The 25945-nt window shown below is 39.7% G+C and carries 27 protein-coding genes and 1 other annotated feature (1 of these 28 only partly in view); of the genes, 4 read left to right on the top strand and 23 right to left on the bottom strand.

Translation table 11 applies throughout. The features are described 5' to 3' along the window. Positions 1 to 12: 12 nt before the first annotated feature. The 10 genes from atpD to IGI46_RS18150 all read right to left on the bottom strand — a co-directional run bounded on the left by atpD (position 13) and on the right by IGI46_RS18150 (position 9847). Positions 13 to 1413: a F0F1 ATP synthase subunit beta gene (atpD, locus tag IGI46_RS18105; RefSeq protein WP_207700977.1), complete on the bottom strand. Its 1401-nt coding sequence runs from the start codon at positions 1411 to 1413 to the stop codon at positions 13 to 15. 22 nt (positions 1414 to 1435) lie between these two features. Next, positions 1436 to 2338, bottom strand: a complete 903-nt coding sequence (locus IGI46_RS18110; protein ID WP_207700976.1) for a F0F1 ATP synthase subunit gamma — start codon at positions 2336 to 2338, stop codon at positions 1436 to 1438. Between the two features lie 18 nt (positions 2339 to 2356). Then, positions 2357 to 3883 carry a F0F1 ATP synthase subunit alpha gene (gene atpA, locus IGI46_RS18115; RefSeq protein WP_207700975.1) on the bottom strand — a complete coding sequence of 509 codons (1527 nt, stop codon included), beginning with the start codon at positions 3881 to 3883 and terminating at the stop codon, positions 2357 to 2359. Between the two features lie 15 nt (positions 3884 to 3898). Further along, on the bottom strand, positions 3899 to 4444 hold the full coding sequence (gene atpH, locus IGI46_RS18120; RefSeq protein WP_429964303.1) for an ATP synthase F1 subunit delta: 546 nt from the start codon (positions 4442 to 4444) through the stop codon (positions 3899 to 3901). Further along, the gene (atpF, locus tag IGI46_RS18125; protein ID WP_207700973.1) at positions 4434 to 4955 is read right to left on the bottom strand and encodes a F0F1 ATP synthase subunit B; all 522 of its coding nucleotides are present in this window, start codon (positions 4953 to 4955) and stop codon (positions 4434 to 4436) included. Before atpF ends, atpH begins: the two co-directional genes overlap by 11 nt. 69 nt (positions 4956 to 5024) lie before the next feature. Beyond that, positions 5025 to 5240: an ATP synthase F0 subunit C gene (gene atpE / locus IGI46_RS18130; RefSeq protein ID WP_207700972.1), complete on the bottom strand. Its 216-nt coding sequence runs from the start codon at positions 5238 to 5240 to the stop codon at positions 5025 to 5027. Between the two features lie 35 nt (positions 5241 to 5275). After that, entirely contained in the window at positions 5276 to 5995 is a 720-nt protein-coding gene (atpB, locus tag IGI46_RS18135) for a F0F1 ATP synthase subunit A (RefSeq protein WP_429964304.1), read from the bottom strand. A gap of 289 nt (positions 5996 to 6284) precedes the next feature. Further along, positions 6285 to 6749: an SsrA-binding protein SmpB gene (gene smpB / locus IGI46_RS18140; protein ID WP_207700970.1), complete on the bottom strand. Its 465-nt coding sequence runs from the start codon at positions 6747 to 6749 to the stop codon at positions 6285 to 6287. A 1-nt stretch (position 6750) separates the two neighbouring features. Further along, entirely contained in the window at positions 6751 to 9096 is a 2346-nt protein-coding gene (gene rnr / locus IGI46_RS18145; RefSeq protein ID WP_429964305.1) for a ribonuclease R, read from the bottom strand. Between the two features lies 1 nt (position 9097). Next, positions 9098 to 9847 carry an alpha/beta hydrolase gene (locus IGI46_RS18150; protein ID WP_429964306.1) on the bottom strand — a complete coding sequence of 250 codons (750 nt, stop codon included), beginning with the start codon at positions 9845 to 9847 and terminating at the stop codon, positions 9098 to 9100. Positions 9848 to 10030: 183 nt separating this feature from the next. Between IGI46_RS18150 and IGI46_RS18155 the strand changes: the two genes are divergently transcribed. Then, positions 10031 to 10462: a hypothetical protein gene (locus IGI46_RS18155; protein ID WP_429964307.1), complete on the top strand. Its 432-nt coding sequence runs from the start codon at positions 10031 to 10033 to the stop codon at positions 10460 to 10462. Between the two features lie 53 nt (positions 10463 to 10515). Here the strand turns inward: IGI46_RS18155 and secG are convergent, their stop codons facing one another. The 8 genes from secG to IGI46_RS18195 form a co-directional block, all read right to left on the bottom strand. Next, a complete protein-coding gene (gene secG, locus IGI46_RS18160) occupies positions 10516 to 10752 on the bottom strand; it encodes a preprotein translocase subunit SecG (protein ID WP_207700966.1) in 237 nt (78 codons plus the stop codon). A gap of 83 nt (positions 10753 to 10835) precedes the next feature. Beyond that, on the bottom strand, positions 10836 to 11111 hold the full coding sequence (locus IGI46_RS18165) for a GNAT family N-acetyltransferase (RefSeq protein WP_429964308.1): 276 nt from the start codon (positions 11109 to 11111) through the stop codon (positions 10836 to 10838). 2 nt (positions 11112 to 11113) lie between these two features. Then, positions 11114 to 11383 (bottom strand): (4Fe-4S)-binding protein, encoded by a 270-nt coding sequence (locus tag IGI46_RS18170; RefSeq protein WP_207700964.1) that lies wholly within the window; start codon positions 11381 to 11383, stop codon positions 11114 to 11116. A 64-nt stretch (positions 11384 to 11447) separates the two neighbouring features. Continuing rightward, positions 11448 to 11774 carry a hypothetical protein gene (locus IGI46_RS18175; protein WP_207700963.1) on the bottom strand — a complete coding sequence of 109 codons (327 nt, stop codon included), beginning with the start codon at positions 11772 to 11774 and terminating at the stop codon, positions 11448 to 11450. Then, complete coding sequence (locus IGI46_RS18180; protein WP_429964309.1) at positions 11774 to 12268, bottom strand: gamma carbonic anhydrase family protein; 495 nt, start codon at positions 12266 to 12268, stop codon at positions 11774 to 11776. The genes IGI46_RS18175 and IGI46_RS18180 overlap by 1 nt, the downstream gene beginning before the upstream one ends. A gap of 16 nt (positions 12269 to 12284) precedes the next feature. Continuing rightward, positions 12285 to 13157 carry a fumarylacetoacetate hydrolase family protein gene (locus IGI46_RS18185; protein WP_429973928.1) on the bottom strand — a complete coding sequence of 291 codons (873 nt, stop codon included), beginning with the start codon at positions 13155 to 13157 and terminating at the stop codon, positions 12285 to 12287. 202 nt (positions 13158 to 13359) lie between these two features. Beyond that, positions 13360 to 15120: an ABC transporter ATP-binding protein gene (locus tag IGI46_RS18190; protein WP_429964311.1), complete on the bottom strand. Its 1761-nt coding sequence runs from the start codon at positions 15118 to 15120 to the stop codon at positions 13360 to 13362. Then, positions 15117 to 16847, bottom strand: a complete 1731-nt coding sequence (locus IGI46_RS18195) for an ABC transporter ATP-binding protein (protein ID WP_207700959.1) — start codon at positions 16845 to 16847, stop codon at positions 15117 to 15119. The genes IGI46_RS18190 and IGI46_RS18195 overlap by 4 nt, the downstream gene beginning before the upstream one ends. Before the next feature lie 357 nt (positions 16848 to 17204). Between IGI46_RS18195 and IGI46_RS18200 the strand changes: the two genes are divergently transcribed. From IGI46_RS18200 to IGI46_RS18210, 3 genes are all read left to right on the top strand, one after another. After that, the gene (locus IGI46_RS18200) at positions 17205 to 17417 is read left to right on the top strand and encodes a DNA-directed RNA polymerase subunit epsilon (RefSeq protein WP_207700958.1); all 213 of its coding nucleotides are present in this window, start codon (positions 17205 to 17207) and stop codon (positions 17415 to 17417) included. Position 17418: 1 nt separating this feature from the next. Next, positions 17419 to 19095 carry a ribonuclease J1 gene (rnjA, locus tag IGI46_RS18205; protein WP_207700957.1) on the top strand — a complete coding sequence of 559 codons (1677 nt, stop codon included), beginning with the start codon at positions 17419 to 17421 and terminating at the stop codon, positions 19093 to 19095. Between the two features lie 275 nt (positions 19096 to 19370). Further along, entirely contained in the window at positions 19371 to 19862 is a 492-nt protein-coding gene (locus tag IGI46_RS18210; RefSeq protein ID WP_429973929.1) for a TetR/AcrR family transcriptional regulator, read from the top strand. A gap of 57 nt (positions 19863 to 19919) precedes the next feature. On the opposite strand, the gene IGI46_RS18215 is transcribed toward IGI46_RS18210, so the two are convergent. The 5 genes from IGI46_RS18215 to IGI46_RS18235 form a co-directional block, all read right to left on the bottom strand. Then, on the bottom strand, positions 19920 to 20120 hold the full coding sequence (locus IGI46_RS18215) for a cold-shock protein (protein WP_207674701.1): 201 nt from the start codon (positions 20118 to 20120) through the stop codon (positions 19920 to 19922). A gap of 148 nt (positions 20121 to 20268) precedes the next feature. Beyond that, a complete protein-coding gene (gene radC / locus IGI46_RS18220) occupies positions 20269 to 20958 on the bottom strand; it encodes a RadC family protein (RefSeq protein WP_207700955.1) in 690 nt (229 codons plus the stop codon). Positions 20959 to 21007: 49 nt separating this feature from the next. After that, positions 21008 to 21667 (bottom strand): HAD family hydrolase, encoded by a 660-nt coding sequence (locus IGI46_RS18225; protein ID WP_429964312.1) that lies wholly within the window; start codon positions 21665 to 21667, stop codon positions 21008 to 21010. Beyond that, complete coding sequence (locus tag IGI46_RS18230) at positions 21654 to 22970, bottom strand: bifunctional folylpolyglutamate synthase/dihydrofolate synthase (protein ID WP_429964313.1); 1317 nt, start codon at positions 22968 to 22970, stop codon at positions 21654 to 21656. The genes IGI46_RS18225 and IGI46_RS18230 overlap by 14 nt, the downstream gene beginning before the upstream one ends. Before the next feature lie 183 nt (positions 22971 to 23153). Beyond that, on the bottom strand, positions 23154 to 25793 hold the full coding sequence (locus tag IGI46_RS18235; RefSeq protein WP_429964314.1) for a valine--tRNA ligase: 2640 nt from the start codon (positions 25791 to 25793) through the stop codon (positions 23154 to 23156). Positions 25794 to 25860: 67 nt separating this feature from the next. Beyond that, positions 25861 to 25945, bottom strand: a binding site (T-box leader) (it continues 125 nt past the right edge of the window).

Below are 25945 nucleotides of genomic sequence, written 5' to 3' on the forward strand. Positions count from 1 at the left end.
GGGCACCTCTTTCTAGTAGCCTAAAGATTTTGCTTTTTCGACTACTTCTTCGATTTTCCCTACGTTACGAAAGGCATCTTCTGGAAGATCATCGTACTTGCCTTCCAAAATCTCCTTAAATCCCTTAACAGTTTCTTCAACTGGAACGTATGATCCTGGTTGTCCCGTAAACTGTTCAGCAACATTAAAGTTTTGTGACAAGAAGAATTGAATTCGACGTGCGCGAGAAACAATTACTTTTTCTTGGTCTGACAATTCATCCATCCCTAAAATCGCAATAATATCCTGTAATTCACGATAACGCTGTAAGACACGTTGGACTTCAGTCGCCACTTGATAGTGAACATCGCCAACAATTTCAGGTGCTAAAGCACTAGAAGATGATGCCAATGGATCCACCGCAGGATAGATCCCTTGCTCGGTTAGTTTACGTTCCAAGTTGGTTGTCGCATCCAAATGGGCAAAGGCAGTAGCTGGAGCTGGATCCGTATAGTCATCCGCTGGAACATAAATTGCTTGGATAGATGTAATTGATCCTTTTTTAGTCGAGGTAATCCGTTCTTGCAATTGTCCCATTTCAGTCGCTAAGGTTGGCTGATAACCAACAGCCGATGGCATCCGCCCCAATAAGGCAGATACTTCTGAACCAGCTTGAGTAAAGCGGAAAATATTGTCAATGAACAATAGAACATCTTGTCCTTGCTCATCACGGAAATATTCAGCTAAGGTTAAACCAGTTAATGCAACTCTCATCCGAGCACCTGGTGGCTCATTCATTTGACCAAAAACCATGGCTGTTTTCTCTATAACGCCTGATTCCTTCATTTCAAAGTATAAGTCGTTACCTTCACGAGTTCGTTCACCAACTCCGGTAAACACAGAAATTCCGCCGTGTTCTTGCGCAATGTTGTGGATCAGCTCTTGAATTAACACTGTTTTTCCTACACCGGCACCACCAAAAAGACCCACTTTACCACCCTTAAGGTAGGGTGCCAGTAAATCAATAACCTTGATCCCTGTTTCTAGGATTTCATTGCTAGTGCTTAATTCATCAAAAGCTGGCGCCTTTTTATGGATACCGCTTTTTTCAGTATTTTCAGGAAATGGTGTTCCGTTGTCGATTGTTTCCCCTAAGACATTGAATACCCGTCCTAATGTTTCGGTTCCAACTGGGACTGAGATTGGCTTTTCTGTATCCACAACTTCCATGCCTCGTTGCAAACCATCTGTAGATTCCATTGCAATGGTCCGAATTACACCATCGCCGAGTTCTAATGCCGCTTCAAGTACGACTTTACTTTTGTCATTTTTGTATACGATCAACGCATTGTTGATATCTGGTAAGGATTGGTCTAAAGAAAACTCCACGTCAACAACGGGACCAATTACTTGAACAATCTTGCCTGAACTCATGTTTTTTCCTCCAATCTCGAAATTATTCTAACGCGGAAGCCCCGCCAACAATTTCCGTTATTTCTTGAGTGATCGCCGCTTGACGTGCACGGTTGTATGAAATAGTCAAATCACCAATAATTGATTTGGCATTATCAGTCGCCGTCTTCATCGCTGTCATACCTGCAGCATGTTCCGCTGTCTTGGCATCGACAATCGCTCCATAAATCAAACTTTCAGCATATTGTGGCAATAATTGATCCAATATCGCTTCTTTAGAAGGTTCGAAAATATATTCTTGTGTATAAGTTTCTGCTTCATCCGGATCTAAATCGGATATTGGCAGCATTTTTTCTACTCGAAATTGACTAGACAACGAATTCACATGATGGTTATAACAAACATATAACTCATCAAACACTTCATTCTCATACATGCTAGTTGTCATAGAAACAATCTTACGAACTTCGTCAAAGCTGGGTTGGTCAGATAAGTTTCTCAATTCGTAGGCCAGTTTCACCCCACGAGTCTTGAAAAAGTCCGCACCTGTACCACCGATTGCTAACAAGACATACTCATCTTGTGAATCGTGGTCATCTTCCAGCATAGTCATGGTCTGTTTCAAAATAGAACTGTTATAGCCGCCTACAAGACCGCCATCAGAAGTGATTACAATATAGCCAGTCTTCTTAACAGGACGGTTAATCAACATACTATGGTAATTGATACCATTGATTTCATGGTCGGCTGTTGCAATTTCTTCCAATTCGCTAGCTGTTAAGTGAGTCAGTACTTCCCGCACTTTTGAGGCATAAATCTGAAAACGGGCAGAATAGGCTTCCGATTTAGTTAATTTTGCAGCTGATACCATTTGCATCGCATTAGTGATCTGGCTGGTCTTTTTAGTTGACGCTATTCGCGTTTTGATTTCATTTAAGGATGCCATATAGCTATTTCACCTCGATTATGCTGGGTTTTGTTTAGTATTTGCTGCATCAAAAATATCTTTAAATGCTTGAATTGCTTGATCCAACTGATCTGTATCAGGCAAATCTTTCGTTGTACGAATAGTATCAAATAAGTCTTGATGATTCGCATCCATGTATTCAAACAATTGTGCTTCAAAATCTAAAATATTGTTCACTGGAATACTGTCTAAGAAACCATGAGTCAGTGCATAAAGAATCACCACTTGTTTTTCCACTGGCAGCGGATCATGCAAACGTTGTTTTAGTACTTCAACAGTCCGACGTCCGCGATTCAATTTAGCTTGTGTTGCAGCATCCAAGTCTGATCCAAACTGAGTAAAGGCTTCTAATTCACGGAAACTGGCCAAATCTAAACGTAATGTACCAGCAACTTTTTTCATTGCCTTGATTTGTGCAGAACCACCCACCCGGGAAACAGATAAACCCGCATCTACAGCTGGACGAATTCCTGAATAAAACAAATCGTTTTCCAAGAAAATCTGTCCGTCAGTAATTGAGATAACGTTAGTTGGAATATAGGCGGAAATATCTCCCGCTTGTGTTTCAACAAATGGTAAAGCAGTTAAAGAACCGCCGCCCAATTCATCAGATAATTTTGCTGCACGCTCTAATAGGCGTGAATGCAAATAGAAAACATCCCCTGGATAAGCTTCACGACCTGGAGGACGACGCAATAGTAAAGACAATTCACGATAAGCTACTGCTTGTTTTGACAGATCGTCAAAAACAACTAATACGTGCTTACCGTTATACATGAATTCTTCGCCCATTGCCGTTCCAGCGTAAGGAGCAATATATAGTAATGGTGCTGGTTGAGAAGCCCCTGCCGTTACTACAATTGTATAATCCAATGCGCCAAATTTACGCAACGTTTCAACTTGTGAACGGACAGTTGATTCTTTTTGACCAATTGCTACGTAAATACAAATTAGGTCTTGTCCCTTTTGATTAATAATTGTGTCAATTGCAATAGAAGTTTTACCAGTTTTACGGTCACCGATAATCAGTTCTCGTTGACCACGGCCAATTGGAACTAATGCATCAATTGCTTTTAAACCGGTTTGCATTGGTTCACTAACTGATTTACGTTGCATAACGCCTGGCGCTAATGTTTCAACTGGACGTGTTTTACTTGTTTCGATTGGACCTAGCCCATCGACTGGTTGGCCTAAAGGATTTACTACTCGGCCGATCATATTATCCCCAACAGGGACTTCCATGATTTTTCCGGTACGTTTTACCTTGTCGCCTTCACGAATGGTTTCAAACTCTCCTAAAACAATAATACCGACATCATTGCTTTCTAAGTTTTGGGCCATTCCGTAAGAGCCGTTAGAGAATTCTAACAACTCGCCGCTCATTGCATTTTCTAGTCCGTGGGCACGAGCGATCCCGTCCCCTACGTATGTGACTGTGCCAATTTCTTCCACAGACAGTTTGTTATCATAGTTCTCGATCTGTTCTTTGATCAATGCACTGATTTCTTCTGCTTTGATGGCCATTCATTTCACCTCTTCTTACTTTTTGCTAAGTGCTGCTCGTAGGCCATTTAATTGGCTGGCGAGGCTGCCGTCGATCACTCGATGATCGGCTTCCACAATGACACCGCCCATAATCGTTGAATCAATTAAGGGGGTTAGATTGGCCTTCTTGTAGCCAAAAATATCAGCGACTTTTGCTTCAATTTCTCGTTGTTTCTCTTCAGAGAGCGGCACTGCTGTGGTAATCGTTCCTAAAGCAACTTGATTTAAACTGTCGTAGCGACGCTCATATTCGTCGATCATAAACAAAAGATCATCGATTCGATTATAGTCATAAACAACCCATAAGAAGTTATTAATAATTCCTTCAAAACCTTGGGCAAATTTTTGCATAATCGCTTCTTTTTCATCACCAGTTAAGCGTACATCGGATAGGATGTTACCTAAATCCGGTACTTCTTTAAAAATTTGACGAATCGTCAATAAATCGTTGTAAATGTCATTGGTAGCCTGTTTTTCGACCGCCAGCTCAAACAAAGCTTTGCCATAACGTTTACCAACTGTGTATTTATCAAGCTTCATGCTTAGTTGTTCCTAGTCTATCAATGTACTCATTGATTAACTTTTGATGCGCATCGCCAGATAATTCTTTATTCAAAAGTTTCTCAGCGATTTGCAAGGAAAGGTCTGCCACATCATCTTTAACAGACGTTAAGGCATTTTCGCGTTCCTCTTGAATCTCGACTTTTGTGCGATCCTTCAAAAGAGTTACTTCTTCTTTCGCATCCTTGATGATGTTTTGACGGCTTAATTCACCGTTTTCTTTGGCATTCTTGATGATGTCTGCTGCGTCACTGCGAGAGCTTTGCAATTGTGTTTCACGTTCTTCCGCTAATTGCGCTGCTTTAATGCGTGATTGTTCAGCAGAATCTAAATCATTGGCGATCTTTTCTTCCCGTTTCTTTAAAATCTCGATAACGCTCTTCCAAGCAAATTTCTTTAATAGAAGTAAAAGGATCAAAAATGATCCTGTAACGACAATTAAGTTACCGAGCGTAGTGTTGGGAGCTTCAGCGATAACTAGATTCAGCATACTCGGTCTTCCTTTCTGGTAAGTAACATCTTGCTTTTAGACAAAAAATAGCAACGAAATTCGTTACTATTAGCTGTTGAAGACCATTAGCATAGCTAATACGACACCCAAGATAGGCACAGCTTCGATCAAACCAACACCAATAAACATAGTTGAGCGAATTTGACCTGACATTTCTGGTTGACGTGCCATAGACTCGATTGCTTTTGAAATAACTTTTCCGTTACCATAACCAGCACCAATTGCTGCTCCTAAAATTGCGATTCCCGCACCGATAAAGTTCATAATTAAAAATCCTCCTAAAATGTTTGTTTTCTTGATTATTCTTCTACTTCTATCTGGTGACTAATGTACACCATAGATAGAGTGGTAAAGACAAATGCTTGGATACTGCCAATAAATAATGAGAATGCAATCCAGATCATTTCCAATGGAATAGCAATTGGAATAGCGATCCAGCCTAGACTTGTTATCATGCTGGCAATCAATGTCAGTAATACTTCGCCGGCATAAATGTTTCCGTAAAGACGTAGTCCCAACGTAATTACATTCGTGAACTCTTCCATAATTTTGATCGGCAACAGCATTGGCATCGGCGATAAGAACGAATTCTTAACATACCCGCGAAGGCCAAAGCGTTCTGATGCTAGGAGGTTCGATAATACTAATACCATCATTGCCAATCCCATTGTTACAAAGGGGTCAGCCGTTGGACTCTTCCATAAAGATACCTCATTTGGTGTAACGATCTTTGTAACCAAACCAATCTGGTTGGCAACAAAAATGAATAGAAATAGTGTAAAAGATAAAAGACTGAAATTATTCACTTCTTTTCGCGGCATATTGTCGCCAACTATTCCTGAGGTAAAATCGACCAACCACTCAATAGCATTTTGTTTGCCTGTTGGCTTCATTGAAAGCTTTCTCGTAAAAAAGAACACTAGAAGAAAAACAATCAAGCAAGTCAACAGAATCATTGTTGTTACAGTCCCGTCAAACCATATTGGACCAATATGAAAAACCCAAGATTTTTCATCCAATCCATTTCACCTCTTTTCCCAGTAACCTGATGCTCGTATTCGTCGTATTTGGCATACCAGGCAAAATACTACCGTATGTTACCACCATCGTCCGTAAATTTCAAAGGATTTTCATGAAAAAAAACGAATAAAATCTATTTCTTTTTTTAATAGAAAGAGACTCACGAAAAAAAGTGATAACACCAAGCATTTTAGCCCGTAATAGAGCTATTATGATAATTACTAATCGTATCAAAATTCATAATTAAGTAAAGAAATTCTTATCAAATATGCGAAAAAGGATATTTATTTAGCGGCTATAATTTTTCAGTGTACGGCTAATCTGTCGGTCTACATCTTTTCGTTTCAACGCTTCTCGTTTGTCATACTGATGCTTTCCTTTTGCTAAGCCTAATAACACCTTAGCATAGCCATCCTTTAAATACACTTTTAATGGCACGATGGTTACCCCAGTATTCTTCGTTTCGCCTACTAGCCGATCAATTTGTTTCTTATGCAAAAGTAGCTTTCTAGTTCTCAGAGGATCATGGTTAAAGATATTGCCTTGTTCGTAAGGGCTAATATGCACGTTGTATAGATACATCTCCCCATTACGCACACGAGCAAACCCATCCTTTAAATTGATTCGACTATTACGAATTGATTTAATCTCAGTTCCTTGTAAAACGATACCTGCTTCAACGGTATCAATGATCGTATAATCATGACGAGCTTTCTTGTTTTGTGCAATTAATTTTCCTTCACCTTTTGGCATACTACCCCTTCTTTCTGCCGCCTTTTTTCTTCTTAGCTACGGTTTTGTAAAAAGGCTTTTTCCCTTTTGGTTTTTTCTTATTCTTGCGTGGTTGGTTTTTCTCTCTATTATTTTTCTTATTAGAAGTCTTTTCTTTACGTTCACGGCGACGATTCCGGGTTGGTGGCTCCAAAGCAGGAATTTCTTCCGCTTCTAGAAGTTCAAAGTCAATCTCCCGTGTTTCTGGTTCAGCCTTCGTTACTTTAATTTTTACCTTTTGACCAATTTTAAAGGTTTGGCGAGTTCGTTCCCCAACCAATGCTAATTGATTCTCAATAAAATGGAAATAGTCCTGTTTTAACTCATTTAAGTGAATTAATCCTTCAATCGTATTCGGTAATTCAACAAAAATACCGAATTTAGTAATAGAGCTGATGATTCCATCGAATTCTTCCCCAACTTTATCAGCCATATATTCTGCTTTCTTCAAGCTATCTACTTCCCGCTCGGCATCAACTGCACGACGCTCCATGTCTGAGCTGTGTTTAGCAATTTCCGGCAAGGCGTCTGCCCATTTTTCCTTAACCTGTTCGCTTTGATTCTTCTCATAGGTACGAATTAGCCGATGGACGATTAAGTCTGGATAACGGCGAATCGGAGAGGTAAAATGCGTGTAATATTCTGCAGCCAGTCCATAATGTCCATAATTATCCTCAGAATAACGTGCCTGTTGCATACTTCTTAACAACATTGTATTGATAACTGCTGACTCTGGTTTTTCCTCTACATCTGAAATTACCTGCTGCAAGTCTTTAGGGGTAATACTCTCCTTCGTACCTTTAACTAAAATACCCAGTGCTGCAGCAAAGTCAAAGAAACGCTGCATTTTTTCTTCCTTCGGCTGTTCGTGAATCCGATAAATAAATGGTAGCTTCAATTGATTGTAGTGTTCCGCAATAGTTTCATTGGCTGCTAGCATAAATGATTCAATCAGCCTTTCACCTACGCCACGAGAACGTATCTCAATTGCTAATGGCGCGCCTTCTTCGTTCACTAAAATTTTGGCTTCGCGATCTTCAAAATTTATTGCCCCACGATTAACACGGCGAGCTTCTAAAATTCCGTGCAATTCCTTCATTAGAGTAAACATAGGTACCAAAGGTTCATAGCGTTTAATTAACTCCGCATCTTCCTCTTCCAGTATTCCATTTACAGCAGAATAGGTCATTCTTTCCGCTGTTTGAATGACACTTGGAAAAATCTCGTGAGAGACAATCTTACCGTTTCTATCAATTTCCATTTCGCAGCTCATCGCCAGCCTGGGCACTTGCGGATTCAAGGAACAAATACCATTAGATAAGCGCTGAGGAATCATAGGAATCACTCGATCTGTTAAATAGACACTGGTTCCACGCTCAAAAGCCTCACGATCCAATTGGCTGTCTTCAGTGACATAATATGAAACATCCGCAATATGAACGCCTAAGAAGTAATTTCCATTGGTTAGTTTGCGAACCGTTACTGCATCATCCAAATCTTTAGCATCAGCTCCATCAATCGTTACAATCGTTTGATTCCTCAAATCACGACGGCCAGTAAGATCTTCATCCCTAATTTGGTCAGGTACTTGGTCAGTTTCTTCCAGAACTTCGTCAGGAAAACTGGTAGGTATACCTTGAGCAACTACTACTGATAAAATATCCATTCCAGGATCATTTTTATGTCCAACTACTTTCTTTACTAATCCTTCCAAACTGGAGGCATAACCTTTTTCAGGATAATGAGTTACTTCTACAACGACGATGCTTCCATCCACAGGCTGAATCCCTTCAGCGGCTACAAATACCTTGAATGGCGCATTTTTCTTATCTTTCGGTGTTACGACACCATAAAGATCAGTTTCCTCTCTCTCAGCTGGTGTGTAAGCGGTAAATTCACCCACCACTTGCTGGATGGCCCTCTTCTTAATTGAGACCACTCGACCTTCTGCACCACGATCACCAAATGGATCAGCGTTCTTCACGATATCAATCATAACCGTATCGCCATTCATCGCATAATTAGTCGCATCGCTGGAAATATACACGTCGGGCTCTTCCGGATCAATGGTTACAAAACCAAAGCCTCGTTCATTCATCCGAAAAGTCCCCTCAACCATTGCAGGTACAAATGGCAGTTTAATTTTCCCCTTGTTATTAAATTCGATACTTTTTTCTCGCTCCATTTGCGCAATTGTTTGAACAAGTAATTTATAGTCACTACTTTTTTGCATGCCCATGTGTTGAGCTAGCTCTTCCACTGAGAAGCTCTTTTTCTTTGCTTCATGCAAAAAGTTCATAATTTCTTCCTTAATTGTTTTTCTTGTCATTTCATTCTCTCCAATCAAGAACGGCCAAAAAATCAGCCACATCTTGCTCTAATTGTCTTCGTTCTGGACCAACAGTGATTACATGACCGCTCTCAGGGTACCAATTTAATTGAAAACGGGCTTGTTTCAATTCTTCAGCTGTTTTAAATACCCCTTCTGGCTCAATCATTTGATCCTGTCCAGCTTGGGCCATAAAAAATGGCTGTTGAACCTCTGATAGTCTTTGATATGCTAGACTCCCCTGTTCTTCGATTTTTGCCAACTGTCTTGTTACTAACGGTTGATATTCTCTTAAACGTTCCGCTGTATCTGCAGGTTCATTATCCTCTAGAAGTTGCTCAGCATAAGCTAAAAAGCTCTCTACTACTGTGGTTTTTACTGGTGCAATGGGTGAGCAGAAAAAGCCACCACCGATTATCCCAGCCTGATTTTCAGTTAGCAACCGAGAGGCAAACACTCCACCCATCGAAAGACCAAAAACAGCAATCTTAGCATAGCCCTTATCTTGTAGAAAAGCTGTTGCCGCTTTGGTTTCCTGCCACCAGATTTCAGGGGGTTGTTGTAAAATATCTAATGGATCTGTCGTTCCATGTCCCGCATACATAGGTGCATAAACCGTATAGTCCAGCTTTTCCAATGCGCGAGCCAACATACGAACATCATTGGGGCTTCCAGAATACGCATGCAGTAAGAGAACAGCTTTGGATCCGTGGGGCAAAAAAATAGTTTTTGGCGCTCTCATTTGGATCATATCACTCAACTCCTCGATTCATTCTAACACACCTTTGATGATACTTTATTTTTACGATTCAGTGAATAAAAACGCTATATTACTGAAAAATTTCTCCCTATATTAAAAGATATATTATTGTAAATTTGAAATCTTTTCTCGTATAATTGACTAATCTTAAAGAGAGATTTGGAGGAGCACTATATGAAACACCTTATCCTTCTGCTTGCTTTGCTTTCATTAACAGCTTGCAGCAATAAGCAATCTGAACAGAAACATACTCAAGCAACGGAGCAAACATCATCATCCACGGAGGCGATTGCTATGAAAACAGTGTTTACAGGTGAAATTACTTCTTCATTTACAACAGAGTCCGATCCTTCTATGGTGAGTGTTGTTCTTCGCTCAGTCGAAGCGGTCAGTGATCCTGATTCCATCGTTCCCGCCTTTGAAAATGATGGAGTGATTATACATGTGTCTACTGACAACCTCGGAGAATTGACCCCTGAACAACTGTCAGAAGGGAGCCGCATTCAGTGCACTCTGAAGGGACTGCCTATTATGACAATGTCTATCCCGCCACAATTACCGGGAAATTCGATTGAAAAAATCGAACTTGTTTCAACAAATGAGTAACTATTTGGGTTCCATCAAATAAAAAAACCTCTCCTTAGCGAGAGGTTTTTGCTTTATTTGCTTGATAAAAACATCAAAACGAATAAAAGTATCATCCAAACTGCACCTAAAACAGCTGTAGTCCGCTGCATTACTGCTTCAAAACCACGTGCCTTTTGTTTACCGAATAACTGATCGGCTCCTCCAGTAAATGCACTTGCCGCACTATTTTGTTTGCTTGGTTGCATCATGATCGTAATGATAATAATGACTGATAATACCAAAATCACACCTAAAATAATATTGTACAAAAAAGCTCCTCCTTTATCCCAAACTATCTCAGAATTACTTTAGCACAATTCTGAGCGTTTGACTAGGGGGAGTCGCTTTTTGTTTATTTTCTTAATACATCACTGTATTCGCTTTTCAGCTCAAATTCACGTTTAGCAAATGGGCATAAAGGGATAATTTCCTTATGCTCACGACGCGCAATTTCAACACCTTTGCGTACTAAACTCTCAGCTAATTTTTGACCACGATAGGCAGGATCAACAAAGGTATGATCAATAATCATAATCTCTTCTCCTGCATCAGACCAAGTCATTTCGCCTGCTTCTTGACCTTCTTCATTTAGTAAAACTAAGCGATTTTTTTCTTCTTTTATTTCCATGCTTAAGCTTCCTTTCGAATAAACTTTAATGCACCACTTGGACAAGTTTCCACCACGTAAGCGGCATTCTCTGCACTACCATTATCAGGAATGATCCAAGGTCGTCGGCCAACCTCAAATACGTCTGGATTACCTCGTACACAATTGCCAATATGTGCGCAAATATCTTTGTTGTAGTAGATATCAATATCTTCACCATGATACTTCTTATAACCATCAGCTTCTAGCATTTCTGCCGTAACGGCTTCCCCGTTTATTTGATTGCCCTTCATAGTCAGCTCTCTCCTTTTTTTTAATTATATCAATTATTCAAAAAAAGATACATTAAAGTGTCCATCAGATCATAATTTCCATTAAGGCAATCATTACCTGATAAGCTTTAGACTGCTCTTCAAATAGGAGTTTAAATGTATGTCCGCCAATTGTCTCGATGACCAATTGAAAGCTCCCCCCGCAGGAATAGACACTGCAAGGCTTCAACAAACTAGTTGGATAATAGCGAAAAGGTTTTTTGACTGTATTCTCTAATACATACATGCCCTTCTCATGGAAAACTAAAAAACGTTGCTGATCATCAGGATAGATTAATAACTCCTGCAAATCTTCTTCAGAAAAGATTTTTTGCAGTTCGCAGTACAATTGAAGAAATCCATCCTCATTCATTACATGTCACCTGAATAAGCAGAGAACTGTCGTGCTAAATAAGCATTTCCCTGTTCTTGATAGTGCAGAGCATTTTGACGATTTTTATCAATTTCCTCAGGTGTTAGCTCACGAACTACACGCGCTGGTGAACCAAAAGCTAAGGAATTTGGTGGAATTATTGTGTGTTCAGTAACTAATGATCCGGCACCAATTAGACTATTTTCCCCAATTTCTGCGTAATTTAGGACGGTACTTCCCATACCGATCAAGGCTCCTGAATGAATTGTGCATCCATGTATAATACAGCCATGTCCCACGGTCACGTAATCCCCAATAACAACTGATGCATCATGGTCCACATGGACAACTGTACCATCTTGAATGTTAGTGATCTCGCCAATTTTTATCGAGTTGCTGTCTCCTCTAATCACTGACTGAAACCAGATTGTTGAACCTTTGCCAATCGTAACATCCCCGTATATATCAGCACTGCCTGCTATAAATTGTGTCATTTTTTATACCTCTTTCTTATCCAACAGTATTTCTTAATTGTCCGATGCCTTCAACTTCACAAATTACTTCATCTCCAGCCTTTAAAAATCTAGGCGGAATAAAGCCCATCCCAACTCCCGCTGGTGTTCCGGTCATTAAAATATCCCCTGTCTCTAGGGTCATACCCTGTGATAATTCACTGATCATATAAGGTAAATCAAATATTAAATCAGAGGTATTGCTATCTTGTCGCAACTCTCCATTAACGTACGTTTTCAAATTCAAATGAGGTGGCTCAGGAAATTCATCTTTGGTAGCAATCCAGGGACCCATTGGTGCAAAACCGTCTAATCCTTTTCCAAACGTATATTGACCGTAAGCCATTTGAATATCTCTAGCAGAGACATCATTGGCGATAGTATAGCCAAAAATTGCATCAAACACTTCTTCTGGTGCTAATTTGGAACATGTTTTGCCCATAATTACTGCCAATTCTACTTCATAATCCAATTTTTCTGTAATGTTTGCATGAGCAGGAATCCTACCATTTGGGCCTACCGCTTGATTCACACGTTTAGAAAAATATACCGGATGCTCTGGTTTTTGATATTCTCTACCAGCAAATTTAGCAGACTCCAAGGCATGCAGCTGATAATTTAAGCCGACACAAAGTACATCATGCTTTGGATGAGGAATTGGTGCGAGTAACTCCACTTGGTCTAAAGGAATTGGTGTCAATTGATCACGATTTGTTAAAATTTCTTCTTTTAAAGCCGTATAGTTTTCAATCAATTCTTCCATTTTATTGATAGTGGTGTTTAATTCCTTTAACGCATAAACAGCCCGATTGTCTGACGAAACTATGCCGACTTGCTCTACATCTTTCTGGCGAAACGTGCAAAATTTCATATACAAACCCTCTTCCTAGAATAAGTTCAGTGTATTCGCTTACGAAACACCTGTCAAATGCTCTTCTATATAAGATAAACATAAAAAAGGGTCGAGTTCAAATCCGTTTTCTATTATTGGCAAAATTTCTCCCTGGTTTACTTGATAGAGCTATAAAAAAGTGACTCGAAACGCCAATTGACATTTCGAGCCACTTTTTTATTTATTCAGCATCTTCAGCAAATTGACTATTGTACAACTGCTCATAAAAGCCGCCTTTTTCTAGTAAACTATTATGTGTTCCGTGTTCGATAATCGAGCCGTTTTTCATAACTAAAATCAAATCTGCATCGCGGATTGTTGACAATCGGTGAGCAATTACGAAGCTGGTTCTGCCCTGCATCACGCGATCCATTGCCTTTTGAATCAAGCCTTCCAATCGAGTGTCCACTGAACTGGTTGCCTCATCAAGAATCAAGATTTTCGGATCAGAGATAACCGCCCGAGCAATGGTTAGTAATTGCTTCTGTCCTAAGGAGACATTGTCACCTTCAGAGTTAATAGTCATTTCATATCCACCAGGCATTGTACGAATAAAGTGATCTACATTCGCCGTTTTAGCAGCATCGACCACTTCATAATCAGTAGCTTCTAAACGTCCAAAACGAATATTATCAGCAATTGATCCTTCATACAGCCAAGCATCTTGCAGTACCATGCCAAAAAGTGACCGAACATCTGAACGATTCATATCTTGGGTGTTTACTCCATCAATCAGAATCCCTCCGCTGTCAATATCGTAAAAGCGCATTAAAAGATTGATTAGCGTCGTCTTGCCGGCACCTGTAGGCCCAACAATTGCTACAGTCTCCCCAGCTTTGACTTCAAAGCTCAAGTCTTCAATCAATGGTTTTTTCGAATCATAACTGAACTTCACGTGGTCAAAGACAACATTGCCATGAACTGGTTCAGGAAGTTGCTCATCTACTTTGTTTTCTCTTTCTTCTGCTTCATCCAAAATCTCAAATACTCGTTTTGCTGAAGCTGAGGCACTTTGAATCATTGATGACAGCTGGGTAATTTCACCCATTGGCTGACTTACTTGCCAAATATATTGGATAAAAGCTTGCAGTTGACCTACCAAAATCACACCTGCAATAACATTCCAGCTTCCTAATACGGCAATAACAATATAAGTCGCATAAGCAGTTAATTGAACTAACGGCTGCATCAAACTAGAAACAAAGGCCGCCCGGAAACCATAACGCCGTAAAGTATGATTGACTTTTTTAAACCCTTCCAAGGTTTCTTCTTCACGGCCATACAATTTCAATACACTAAAGCCTGTCATGTTTTCTTGCACATAACCATTCATATCCCCCAAAGCATTTTGCATCGACTGGAAGTCCTTTTGAGAGATATGAACAATTTTTTTTGAAATCCACAATGAGGCAGGAATCATAACCATCGAGATAACCGCCATCATTGGGTTAATATAAAACATCATACTAACTGCAAAGATAATACCCAATACTGCATTGACCAATTTGATGATCGCCTGCTGCATTGCATTACTGACAGCATCTACATCGTTAGTGATACGAGAGAGGATATTCCCCTGCTGATTACGATCAAAATAAGAAACTGGCAAACGATTAATTTTCGTTTCAATGTCTTCCCGTAAATCTCGCATAGCTGATTGGACAACGTTAGCCATCAGCCAGCCGCTGCCCAATTGCGCACCGCTGTAGACTACCCCTACAATTAAAATAGCAACTAAACATTTAAGAACATAATCAAAGTTAATTGCTTCATTTTGTTGGATATTCCGAGTAATTTCAGTTGTCGGCAGTCCTGATATATAAGGCATTAAGGTATTCATGACTAAAGTAACTATTGTTAAAATCAGTGTTAATACGAAAGTTCCTTTGTAAGGATTTACATAGTGCATCAGTCGTTTTAAAGAAGAGAGGGTTTTTTTCATGCTAATTCCTCCTCTGATAATTGTGATGCTGCAATATCATAATAAATTGGACAAGTTTCAAGTAATTCACGGTGTGTGCCAATACCGACTACGTCACCTTCATTTAAAACAATAATTTTGTCAGCATGCATAATTGTTCCTACACGTTGGGCTACAATCATCACTGTTGATTTCGTCGTTTCTTTTTTCAGACGAGCACGTAGTTTAGCATCTGTTTGATAATCCAAAGCTGAAAAGCTGTCATCAAAAATATAAATTTCTGGACGACGAATTACCGCACGAGCAATAGCTAAACGTTGTTTTTGACCACCAGAGAAGTTGCTTCCGCCTTCGGATAATATTTCATCATAGCCATCTGGCTTTTGTGAAATAAAATCTGTTGCTTGAGCAATGTCCGCCGCTTCGCGCATTTCAGCTGGAGTAGCATCTTCCTTACCGTAGCGCATATTTTCAGCAATCGTTCCGGTAAATAGTTGGGCTTTTTGAGGGATATAACCGATTTTTTCACGTAAATCCTTCAATTTGTATGCCCGAACATCTTCGCCGTCTACCAATACCTGTCCTTCAGTTACATCATAAAATCGTGGGATCAACTGAATCAAGGTTGATTTCCCAGAACCGGTACTACCAATAAATGCGACTGTTTCTCCTGGACTTGCAGTAAAACTGACGTTACGAATAACTGGACTTTCAGAGTGTCCTGGATAAGCAAAGGTCACGTTTTTAAATTCTACGTAGCCCTTTTGTTCTGGCATTTCAATGCCTTCGGGATTATCTTTTATTTCAGGGTCGCGGTCAAAAACTTCTTGAATCCGCAACGCAGAAACGTTAGCCCTTGGATACATCATAAACACAGTCGCAAACATCATGAATGAAAACAAGGCATGAAAAATATATTCGATAAAGGCAATCAACGTTCCCACTTCCAATTGTCCACTATCAATCTGAATAGTTCCATTCCAAATAATCAAAACCATCACTACATTAAATAGGAAGAAAAATCCTGGCTGAGCAACCGCCATTAAATGAAATAGGCTCTTAGAGCTATCAGTATATGCATTATTTACCTTACGAAAACGCATTTCTTCAAATTTTTCGTTTACGAAAGCTCGGATAACTCGTAAACCTGAAAGATTTTCCCGCAAAATACTGTTAATATTATCCAAATTCTTTTGCTGCTTGCTGGATAAAGGCTCCGAATATTTGGCAATCAATATAACTGCCAACAATAAGACCGGTAGTGATCCCAGCACATAAATTCCCAAACTAGGACTTGTCCGAATAATCAAGTACAAGCTCATGCCAAACATCATCGGTGTCATAAACCCAGCCGTTAAAATATTCTGCATAAAGAGCATGATTTGATAGGCGTCATTGGTGGTTCTAGTAATTAAAGAGGAGACTCCAATGCTTTCATACTCAGTATGAGAAAATGTCTGCACCTTCGCATACAAGTCATCACGAATAGCTGCTACCATGCGCGAAGTGATCTGCGAGCTAAAGTAGCGCAGTGATATGCTCATGATGATCCCAATTACCGTAATTACAACCATCAATATTCCCATTCTTTTGATATAATCAAAATCTTGATTGCTTATTCCCTGATCAATCATCATTGCCAAAATGGTAGGCAATCCTAACTCAATTAGAATAAACCCAAAAACACTAATAAAATCAAAGAATAAAAGCTTTTTATAGCGTAGTGTGTAACGCCACATTAACTTCATTTCATCTCGCCTCTTTCTATACCGTAATGTCTCCAATATAGCATAAATTAAAATGGTTTGCCCGTACTTCTCATGAATTTCTTTTCTCTTTTTCTTTAGTTTTCTGAAATTTTTCAACTACAAGAGATTTCCGCTACCTAGTTTCTATACTTCTCTCTTATTCTATGATAAACTACATATAATTGTTGTACTCACAACACAACGTACGGTGAAAATGCTTGTAAGCTCAGGAAGCAAAGTCGAGGCTTCCTCTCGCAATGTTAGATTGACTAACATTCGAGCATAAATTTTCAGGTGGCTCAGCCCCCTCATTTTGTTGTGGAAAAAACTGCGAGAGCAGATAAAGGAGATTATGTAATGATTTATAAAGTTTATTACCAAGAAAACAAAGAGCGTAACCCAAAACGTGAGCAAACTCTTTCTCTTTATGTAGAGGCGGAGAGTGAAGAAGCTGTTCATAACTTGATGCGTGACAATACCCCATATAACGTTGAATATATTCAAGCTTTGGACGGCAATCACTTAAATTATGAAAAAGAAAATGCCGACTTTAAGCTAACGGAGTTTTAATATGAAACTCTCGCTGAAAAACAACGAAACTGGCGTTTTTGCCATTGGCGGACTAGGCGAGATCGGGAAAAATATGTATGGGGTTCAGTTCCAAGATGAAATTATCATCATCGACGCTGGGATCAAGTTCCCAGAAGATGATCTTTTAGGAATTGATTACGTGATTCCCGATTACAGTTACGTCATTCAAAATATCAATAAGGTAAAAGCAGTTGTTATTACCCACGGTCACGAAGACCACATTGGGGGCGTACCCTATTTACTGAAGCAAGCCAATATACCAGTCTATGCAGGTGCATTAGCTCTTGCACTAATTAAAAACAAATTAGATGAGCATGGCCTGTTGCGGGATGCTGAACTTCACGAAATTGATGAAGATACAGTTATTCGTTTCCGTAAGACATCGGTCAGTTTCTTCCGTACAACCCATAGTATTCCTGATCCTTTAGGTGTGGTAGTTAAAACACCTTCTGGCAATATCGTAGAAACAGGCGATTTCAAATTTGACTTCACACCTGTAGGGCAACCTGCCGATTTGCACAAAATGGCAAAATTAGGTGAAGAAGGCGTTCTTTGTTTATTGTCTGACAGTACAAATGCAGAAGTTCCCACCTTCACTAAATCAGAAAAAACAATTGGCATGTCCATCCAGCGAATTGTAGAAAAAGTGGATGGCCGCATCATTTTTGCTACCTTTGCTTCCAATATTTCTCGACTGCAGCAAGCAGCTGAAGCAGCTGTTGCAACTGGACGTAAAATTGCTGTCTTTGGCCGCAGTATGGAGAACGCGATTGTTAATGGCCGCAACTTAGGCTATATCACTGTTCCTGATGAAACTTTTGTTGATGCACATGAGATCAATCGAATTCCTGCCAACGAATTAATGATTCTGTGTACCGGGTCTCAAGGTGAACCAATGGCAGCTTTGTCACGCATTGCCAACGGAACTCACCGTCAAATTCAAATTCAGCCAGATGATACGGTGATTTTTTCCAGCTCACCTATCCCTGGTAATACTACCAGTGTAAATCATTTGATTAACCTGCTGTCTGAAGCAGGTGCAAATGTCATCCATGGTAAAGTGAATAATATTCATACTTCCGGACACGGAAGTCAGCAAGAACAAAAATTAATGTTGCGCTTAATGAAGCCTAAATATTTTGTTCCAATTCACGGAGAATTTCGCATGCTGAAAATTCATGCTGGTTTAGCCCAAGACACTGGCGTTCCAGAGGAAAATTGCTTCATCATGGAAAATGGTGATATGCTGGCACTGACTGCTGACAGCGCTCGTCCAGCTGGTCATTTTAATGCCCATGATGTTTACGTAGATGGAAGCGGCATCGGTGATATAGGAAATGTTGTATTACGTGATCGCCGTATTCTTTCAGAAGAAGGTTTGGTCTTAGCAGTTGCTACTATCGATATTGCAAAAAAAGAAGTCCTAGCTGGTCCGGATATCTTGTCACGAGGTTTTGTATACATGCGTGAATCTGGTGACATGATTAGTGAAGGCCAACGCATTTTATTCCATGCTTTGCGGGAAGCTTTAAATGACAAAGCCTGCAATGAATCTAAACTCAAAGATGCAATGGTTTCAGCTTTGCAGCCATTCCTGTTTGACCAAACAGAGCGTCACCCAATGATCATTCCAATGATTATGACCCCAGACCAATAAATCTAAAGCATCTGCTCTTTTTAAGGGCAGATGTTTTTTTTGGTTTTTATCCTTTTTGAGTATTTTTCTTTCAAAAAAATAAAATATTTGGTAAATTAGTCTAAATACTTAATTCTAACGATATTCTTACGATATTTTGAATACTTTATTTAGGAATTTCAATTGACAAATGTATGAATAATTTGCACAATAAGGATTAGAAAAACTATAATTTAAATACTTTCGTTATTTTAAAAGAGTAGCGAGTCTTTAAATCAATTTAGGGGAAGATAATTATGGTGAGAACACCAAAAATAAAACGTGAAAAAATAATTGAAGAGACCTACAACTTAATTATTGATGAAGGATTTGGAAAATTTCGCGTTGGCAACATCGCTGAAAGACTGCAGTGTTCCCCACAGCCAATCTATCGTGAATTTGAGAACCTTTCCAGTTTGAGGGCTTTCATGGTTAGACGCACATTGAATAAATATCAAGATTTTCTTGAAGATCAAGAACCGCATACACTTAGTCAACTGACTAGATCAATTATCAGCTACTCTACTGATTATCCTGAAGAGTTTCATCGATTTTTTCTACAGGACAACACAACTCTTCAGTTGTCTAAAGAGATCACACTGAAAAGTTTCAACCAGCTCCAACAGCCATACGCTGAACATCTGTTTAATGTTTACTGGCAATATGTTCTCGGAAAAGCTGTATTGGCTATCGCTACTCCTGAAAATCATCAAGTAACCGATGAATTTCAAGCCTTGTTAAATGAATAAATAGTTGAACTATCAAAAAAGTCCTAAACAGCAGTTTAGGACTTTTCGGATTCAGAATTATTGTTTAACTACATTTGTTGCTTGAGGTCCGCGATCACTTTCTTCAACATCAAAAGTTACTGCTTGACCTTCTTCTAGAGTTTTAAATCCATCACCTTGGATAGCTGAGAAATGTACGAATACATCGCTACCATCTTCGCGAGTGACGAAGCCAAACCCTTTTTCTGCGTTAAACCATTTTACTGTTCCATTTTCCATGAATCTTTTCCTCCTCGTGCGAAAAGCACCTAATGAATTGTAACATTGCTCGTACGACAGAGGTGAGACGAGTGTTCAACTCCAACAAACAAAATTACATAAATAGTTTACCACTTGTTCTGCAAAATATGCAAGGGTTCCCATTTGACTACTCCCAGTAATTTTCTTCTCGTAAGCTGATATACTCATTTTCGCCAACAATGATATGGTCCAATACTTCAATTCCCATCATCTCTCCACATTTTCTCACTCGTGCAGTAAAATCTAGATCATTTCGGGAGGGTTGAGGATTTCCACTAGGATGATTATGAGCCAAAGCAATCCGAGCAGCACTTACTCGAACAGCTTCACGGAAAATTTCCCTTGGATGTGCAATCGATTGGTTTAACGATCCGACAAAAATCGTTTTCTGCTGAATGATTTCATTTTTCGTATTCAAAAACATCGCAATCAAATGCTCCTGTTGTAATCCTTTCAATTCTTCGACTAAATGATTGCCTAAAGCAAAACTAGAACTTACCCGTCCTAGTTTTGGTTGAGTGGACCGATGAATACGTGCACCAAACTCAATTACCGCTTTTAATTCAATCGCTTTAGTTTTACCAATTCCTTTGAAGCTCATCAACTCTTCAATGGATAATTGTTTAAGGTCGTATAAATTAGGAACCTCCATCAAAATCAAACCGGCCAAATCCATGACATGCTGAGAACGTGAACCATTTCTTAGAATAATCGCCAGCAGCTCCTGATCTGTCAAATGCTTTTCACCTTCCTTCAACAAACGCTCCCGCGGCCAAGAACTGGCCGGTAATTCTTTCAATAATAATGATTTCTCCATGTAAAAACTCCTTTGCATCTTTTATATAAGATACGCAAAGGAGTCAAATTTATTTTTGTATATAGTCGATTACTTCATGTAAACTTGATAAAACTGCTGCTGTTTGCTTCGATAATTCCTCTGCTGGTTGGATCATATCCGGGACCATAATTACAGGAATACCTGCACTGATTGCCGCTTGTACGCCGTGCTGTGCATCTTCCAACACCAATGTTTCCTCAGCAATAGTTCCTAAATGCTGACGAGCGATATTAAAAATCTCTGGATTTGGCTTAGCTAGCTTCACATCTTCTGCCGAAACAATTTCTTGAAACTGATTTCGAATTCCGGCATGCTCCAGTAAAATTTCAATTACAGGACGTACATTACTAGAAGCCACTATCTTGGGGATTTCCTGATCTTCCAAAAATTGCAACAGTTCCAATACTCCTGGCTTTAAATCAACTTCCCCGGAATGAAAAATTTTATGCGCATCCCCCCAGCTGTCATCGATAAACTTTTGCACAGTTTCCCTACCATGTTCCGCAAAACGCTGATGCAGACTTTCCCAAGCCTCCTCATCCGCAATCCCAATGTATTCCCGATACAAATCCTTGTCAAAAGGAATCCCGTAATGATCTGCCGCCTGCTGTTGTGCTTGATAATAGATCGCTTCCGTATCAAAAATCAAGCCATCCATATCAAAAATTACTCCCTTAATTTCTTTCATCGCTTCCTCCCACATTTAATAATAATTGACGTACCTCAGAAACAAAGTACAAAGAACCGGTAACTAATAGTAAATCTTCAGCATCCATTGATTCCAAAATCTCCGCTAGGCCAAATTGCCATAAAGATACAATCGAAAACTGTTCGGTCTCCTGATCATCATACTGACTAAGATTCAGAGCTTTAGGATAATCAAAGGTGGTTATATACATATGTGCATGCGGGATTTTATGTAAATCCTTCAGCATACTGTCTACATCTTTCGTTTCTAAGGCTGAAAATAGAATATGGATAGTATATTGGCTAAATTCGCGCCTCATATTATCCACCAAACGTTTGACGGCATGATCGTTATGAGCGCCATCTAAGATAATCAACGGTTCATCACTGATTTTCTCCATTCGTGCTGGCCATTGAGCAGCCAGTAATCCACTGCGTATTGCTTTTTCTTCAACGGGCAAGTGCTTTTTCTGACAATATAATTGGTAAAGCATGATGGCAATTCCAGCATTTTCAATTTGATGGCGGCCTAGTAGGCTGATCTTTAATTTACTTAAGCGGCCGCTCTCTGAGGTAAAGTCAAAACGCTCACCCCAATTGCCATCTGGCTGCAAATATTTCACCTGGTAATCTTTGTCATATTGATAGATCGCTGCCTGCTCAGATTCAGCCTTGTCCTTGATTACAGTCAAAGCTTCTGTTGGAATATTCCCAGTAACAACTGGAATTTTATTTTTTATAATCCCAGCTTTCTGATGAGCAATTTCCGGTAAGGTTTCTCCTAAAATATCGGTATGATCATAGCCAATAGTGGTAATAGCCGTTAAGATTGGTTCAACAACATTGGTCGAATCCAGCAGCCCACCTAAGCCAACCTCAACAATTGCCACATCTACCTGCTGATCAAGAAAATAATCTAAGGCCATAGCTGTCAAAACCTCAAATTCAGTAATACCGTTGATTTCAGGCTGTTCATCCAGATTTGCTACTAAAGGCTGAAAACGCTCCACCCAAGTAATCAGCTCATCATCGGCGATCGGTTCACCATTGATGGCAATTCGCTCATTAAATTCTTCGATGTATGGCGAAGTGAAACTTCCAACTGTCAATCCTGCCGCTGCCAACATACTTCGCAAGTATGCAACAGTAGAGCCTTTACCATTAGTACCAGCTATGTGAATGACCGGAACCTGCTTTTCAGGATTCCCGGCTTTATCTAATAATGCTTGAACTCGTTCCAATCCAGGGCGAGAACCAAATTTCTTGCGACTGTGAATCCAGTCGATTGTCTCTTCAATTGTCACTGATGATCACCTCGATACTAGTATAACAGAGTTTTATATTGGTTAATAAGAAAGGCTTCGCAAACTCGTTCAGTTTTGAAGCTGGTCACCACATATACTGTAACACTAAGATAGATACTTATAAAATACTTGCAGTTTCTTTCCATTGAAAAAATGACTAGTCCTTCGACTAGTCATTTAATCCTATTGAATGGTTCGCAAGCTTTCAATTCGCTCACTAACGGCTGTTTGCTTTTCTAGATAATCTTTTTCTTTAGCACGTTCTTCTTCAACAACTTTTTCTGGTGCGTTGGCAACGAAACGTTCGTTCGCAAGTTTTCCTTGAACTCGTTTCACTTCGCCAGTCCATTTAGCCAATTCTTTTTCCAATCGTTGAATTTCTTCTTCAATATTGATTAGGCCAGCCAATGGCAAATAAATTTCAGCACCAGTTAATACTGCGGACATCGCCAAATCTGGTGCAGTGATCTCACTATCAATCACCAATTCATCGGGATTACAGAAGCGCTCAATATAGCTAGTATTTTCCAATAAGAAAGCATTTACTGCCAGATCACTTGTTTTGATTAACAAAGTGATTGGCTTAGATAGTGGTGTGTTCACTTCCGCTCGAATGTTTCGAACTGAGCGAATCAATTCCTTCAACACTTCCATGCCTTTGGCTGCATTTTCGTCGTTGTACTCCGCCTCAACCGTTGGGTAGGCAGCAACTACTATCGAATCACCTTCATGAGGTAATTTCTCCCAAATAGTTTCTGTTACAAACGGCATAATTGGATGTAATAGACGCAATGTTTGATCCAATACATGAATCAAAATACTCTTTGTAGTCTTCTTAGCAGCTTCGTCTTCACCATATAAAATTTCCTTACTCATCTCAATGTACCAGTCACAGAAATCATCCCACATAAAGTTATACAACTGACGACCAGCTTCACCAAATTCAAATTGATCAAACAACTTAGTTACTTTTTCAATGGTTTCGTTTAGACGCGTTAAAATCCAGCGATCAGCTACGGTCTTTTCACCAGTCAAATCAATATTATCAATAGTAAAGTCTTCAATGTTCATGATGACAAAACGAGAAGCATTCCAAATTTTGTTAATAAAATTCCAAGCTGCATCCATTTTCTCATAACTAAAACGAACATCTTGGCCGGGAGCAGAGCCAGTTGATAAGAACCAGCGTAACGCATCAGCACCATATTGATCAATCACATCCATCGGGTCAATTCCGTTACCAAGTGATTTACTCATCTTACGGCCTTGTTCGTCTCGAATCAGTCCGTGAATCAAGACATTTTCAAATGGTCGTTCATTCGTAAATTCCAGACTTTGGAAAATCATCCGGCTTACCCAGAAGAAAATAATGTCATATCCAGTTACCAGTGTATTCGTTGGGAAATAACGTTTGAAATCTGCACTATCCGTATCCGGCCAACCCATAGTTGAAAACGGCCATAATGCAGAGCTAAACCAAGTATCCAAAACATCTGGATCTTGTTCCCAATTTTCAGCATCGGCAGGGGCTTCCATCCCAACATACATTTCACCCGTTTGCTTGTTATACCAAGCTGGTATACGATGCCCCCACCACAATTGACGAGAAATTACCCAATCATGAACATTATCCATCCAGCTTAGGAAGGTTTGATTAAAACGTGGTGGAAAGAAATTCACCGCATCATCGGTATTTTGATTTTGAATCGCCTGATCAGCCAATGGTTTCATCTTGACAAACCATTGAGTAGATAAACGAGGTTCAACTACGACGCCGGTCCGTTCAGAGTGACCCACGCTGTGAACCATTTTTTCGATTTTGATCAATCGACCCATTTCTTTCAGATCACTGACAATCGCTTTACGTGCTGTGAAACGATCCATGCCCGTGTATTTGCCAGCCAAGTCATTCATACTGCCATCTTCATTCATAACATTTACTCGTGGCAAGTCATGACGATTTCCTACTTCAAAGTCATTAGGATCATGGGCGGGGGTAATCTTTACCACACCAGTTCCAAACTCACGATCTACGTACTCATCGGCAATAACTGGTATTTCTTTATCCATCAAAGGTAGAATAACAGTTTTACCAATGAAATCCTGATAACGTTCATCCTCTGGGTGAACTGCCACTGCCGTATCTCCCAACATGGTTTCAGGACGAGTAGTTGCTAACTCAAGTGCACCGCTGCCATCAGCCAATGGATAAGATAAATGATAGAAGGCTCCCTCAACATCTTTGTGGATTACTTCGATATCTGACAAGGCCGTTTTCGCTTGCGGGTCCCAATTGATAATGTATTCCCCACGGTAAATCAGCTCTTTTTCGTATAGAGAAACAAATACTTTACGAACCGCATCGGAGAGTCCTTCATCTAAAGTAAATCGTTCCCGTTTATAGTCTAAGGACAAACCTAATTTGCTCCATTGCTCACGGATGTGTCCAGCATATTCTTCTTTCCATTCCCAAACCTGATCCACAAATTTCTCACGGCCTAAGTCATAGCGGGAAATTCCTTGCTCACGCAACTTTTCTTCTACTTTAGCTTGCGTAGCAATTCCGGCGTGATCCATTCCTGGCAACCATAGCGTATCGTAACCTTGCATTCGTTTTTGACGAATAATCATATCTTGCAAGGTAGTATCCCAAGCATGACCCAAATGTAGTTTTCCGGTTACATTGGGAGGTGGGATGACGATTGAATACGGTTTAGCCGATTGGTCTTCTGATGGTTTGAACAAATCTTCGTCTAGCCATTTTTGATAACGCCCTGCTTCAACTTCTTGCGGGTTAAATTTTGTTGCTAAATTTTCAGACATGTTGTTTCCTCCTTAATGGTATGTATATAAGCAGTAAAACGAAAAAAAGTCCTAAAACACGTGTGTGTTTTAGGACGTAATCTACGCGGTACCACCTAAATTGCAGAAATTTTTCTGCCGCTCAAACATGAACTAACGGTCATGACTCGTGC

The sequence above is a fragment of the Enterococcus sp. AZ163 genome, assembly GCF_050498925.1.
Taxonomy (GTDB): Bacteria; Bacillota; Bacilli; order Lactobacillales; family Enterococcaceae; genus Enterococcus_A; species Enterococcus_A ferrettii.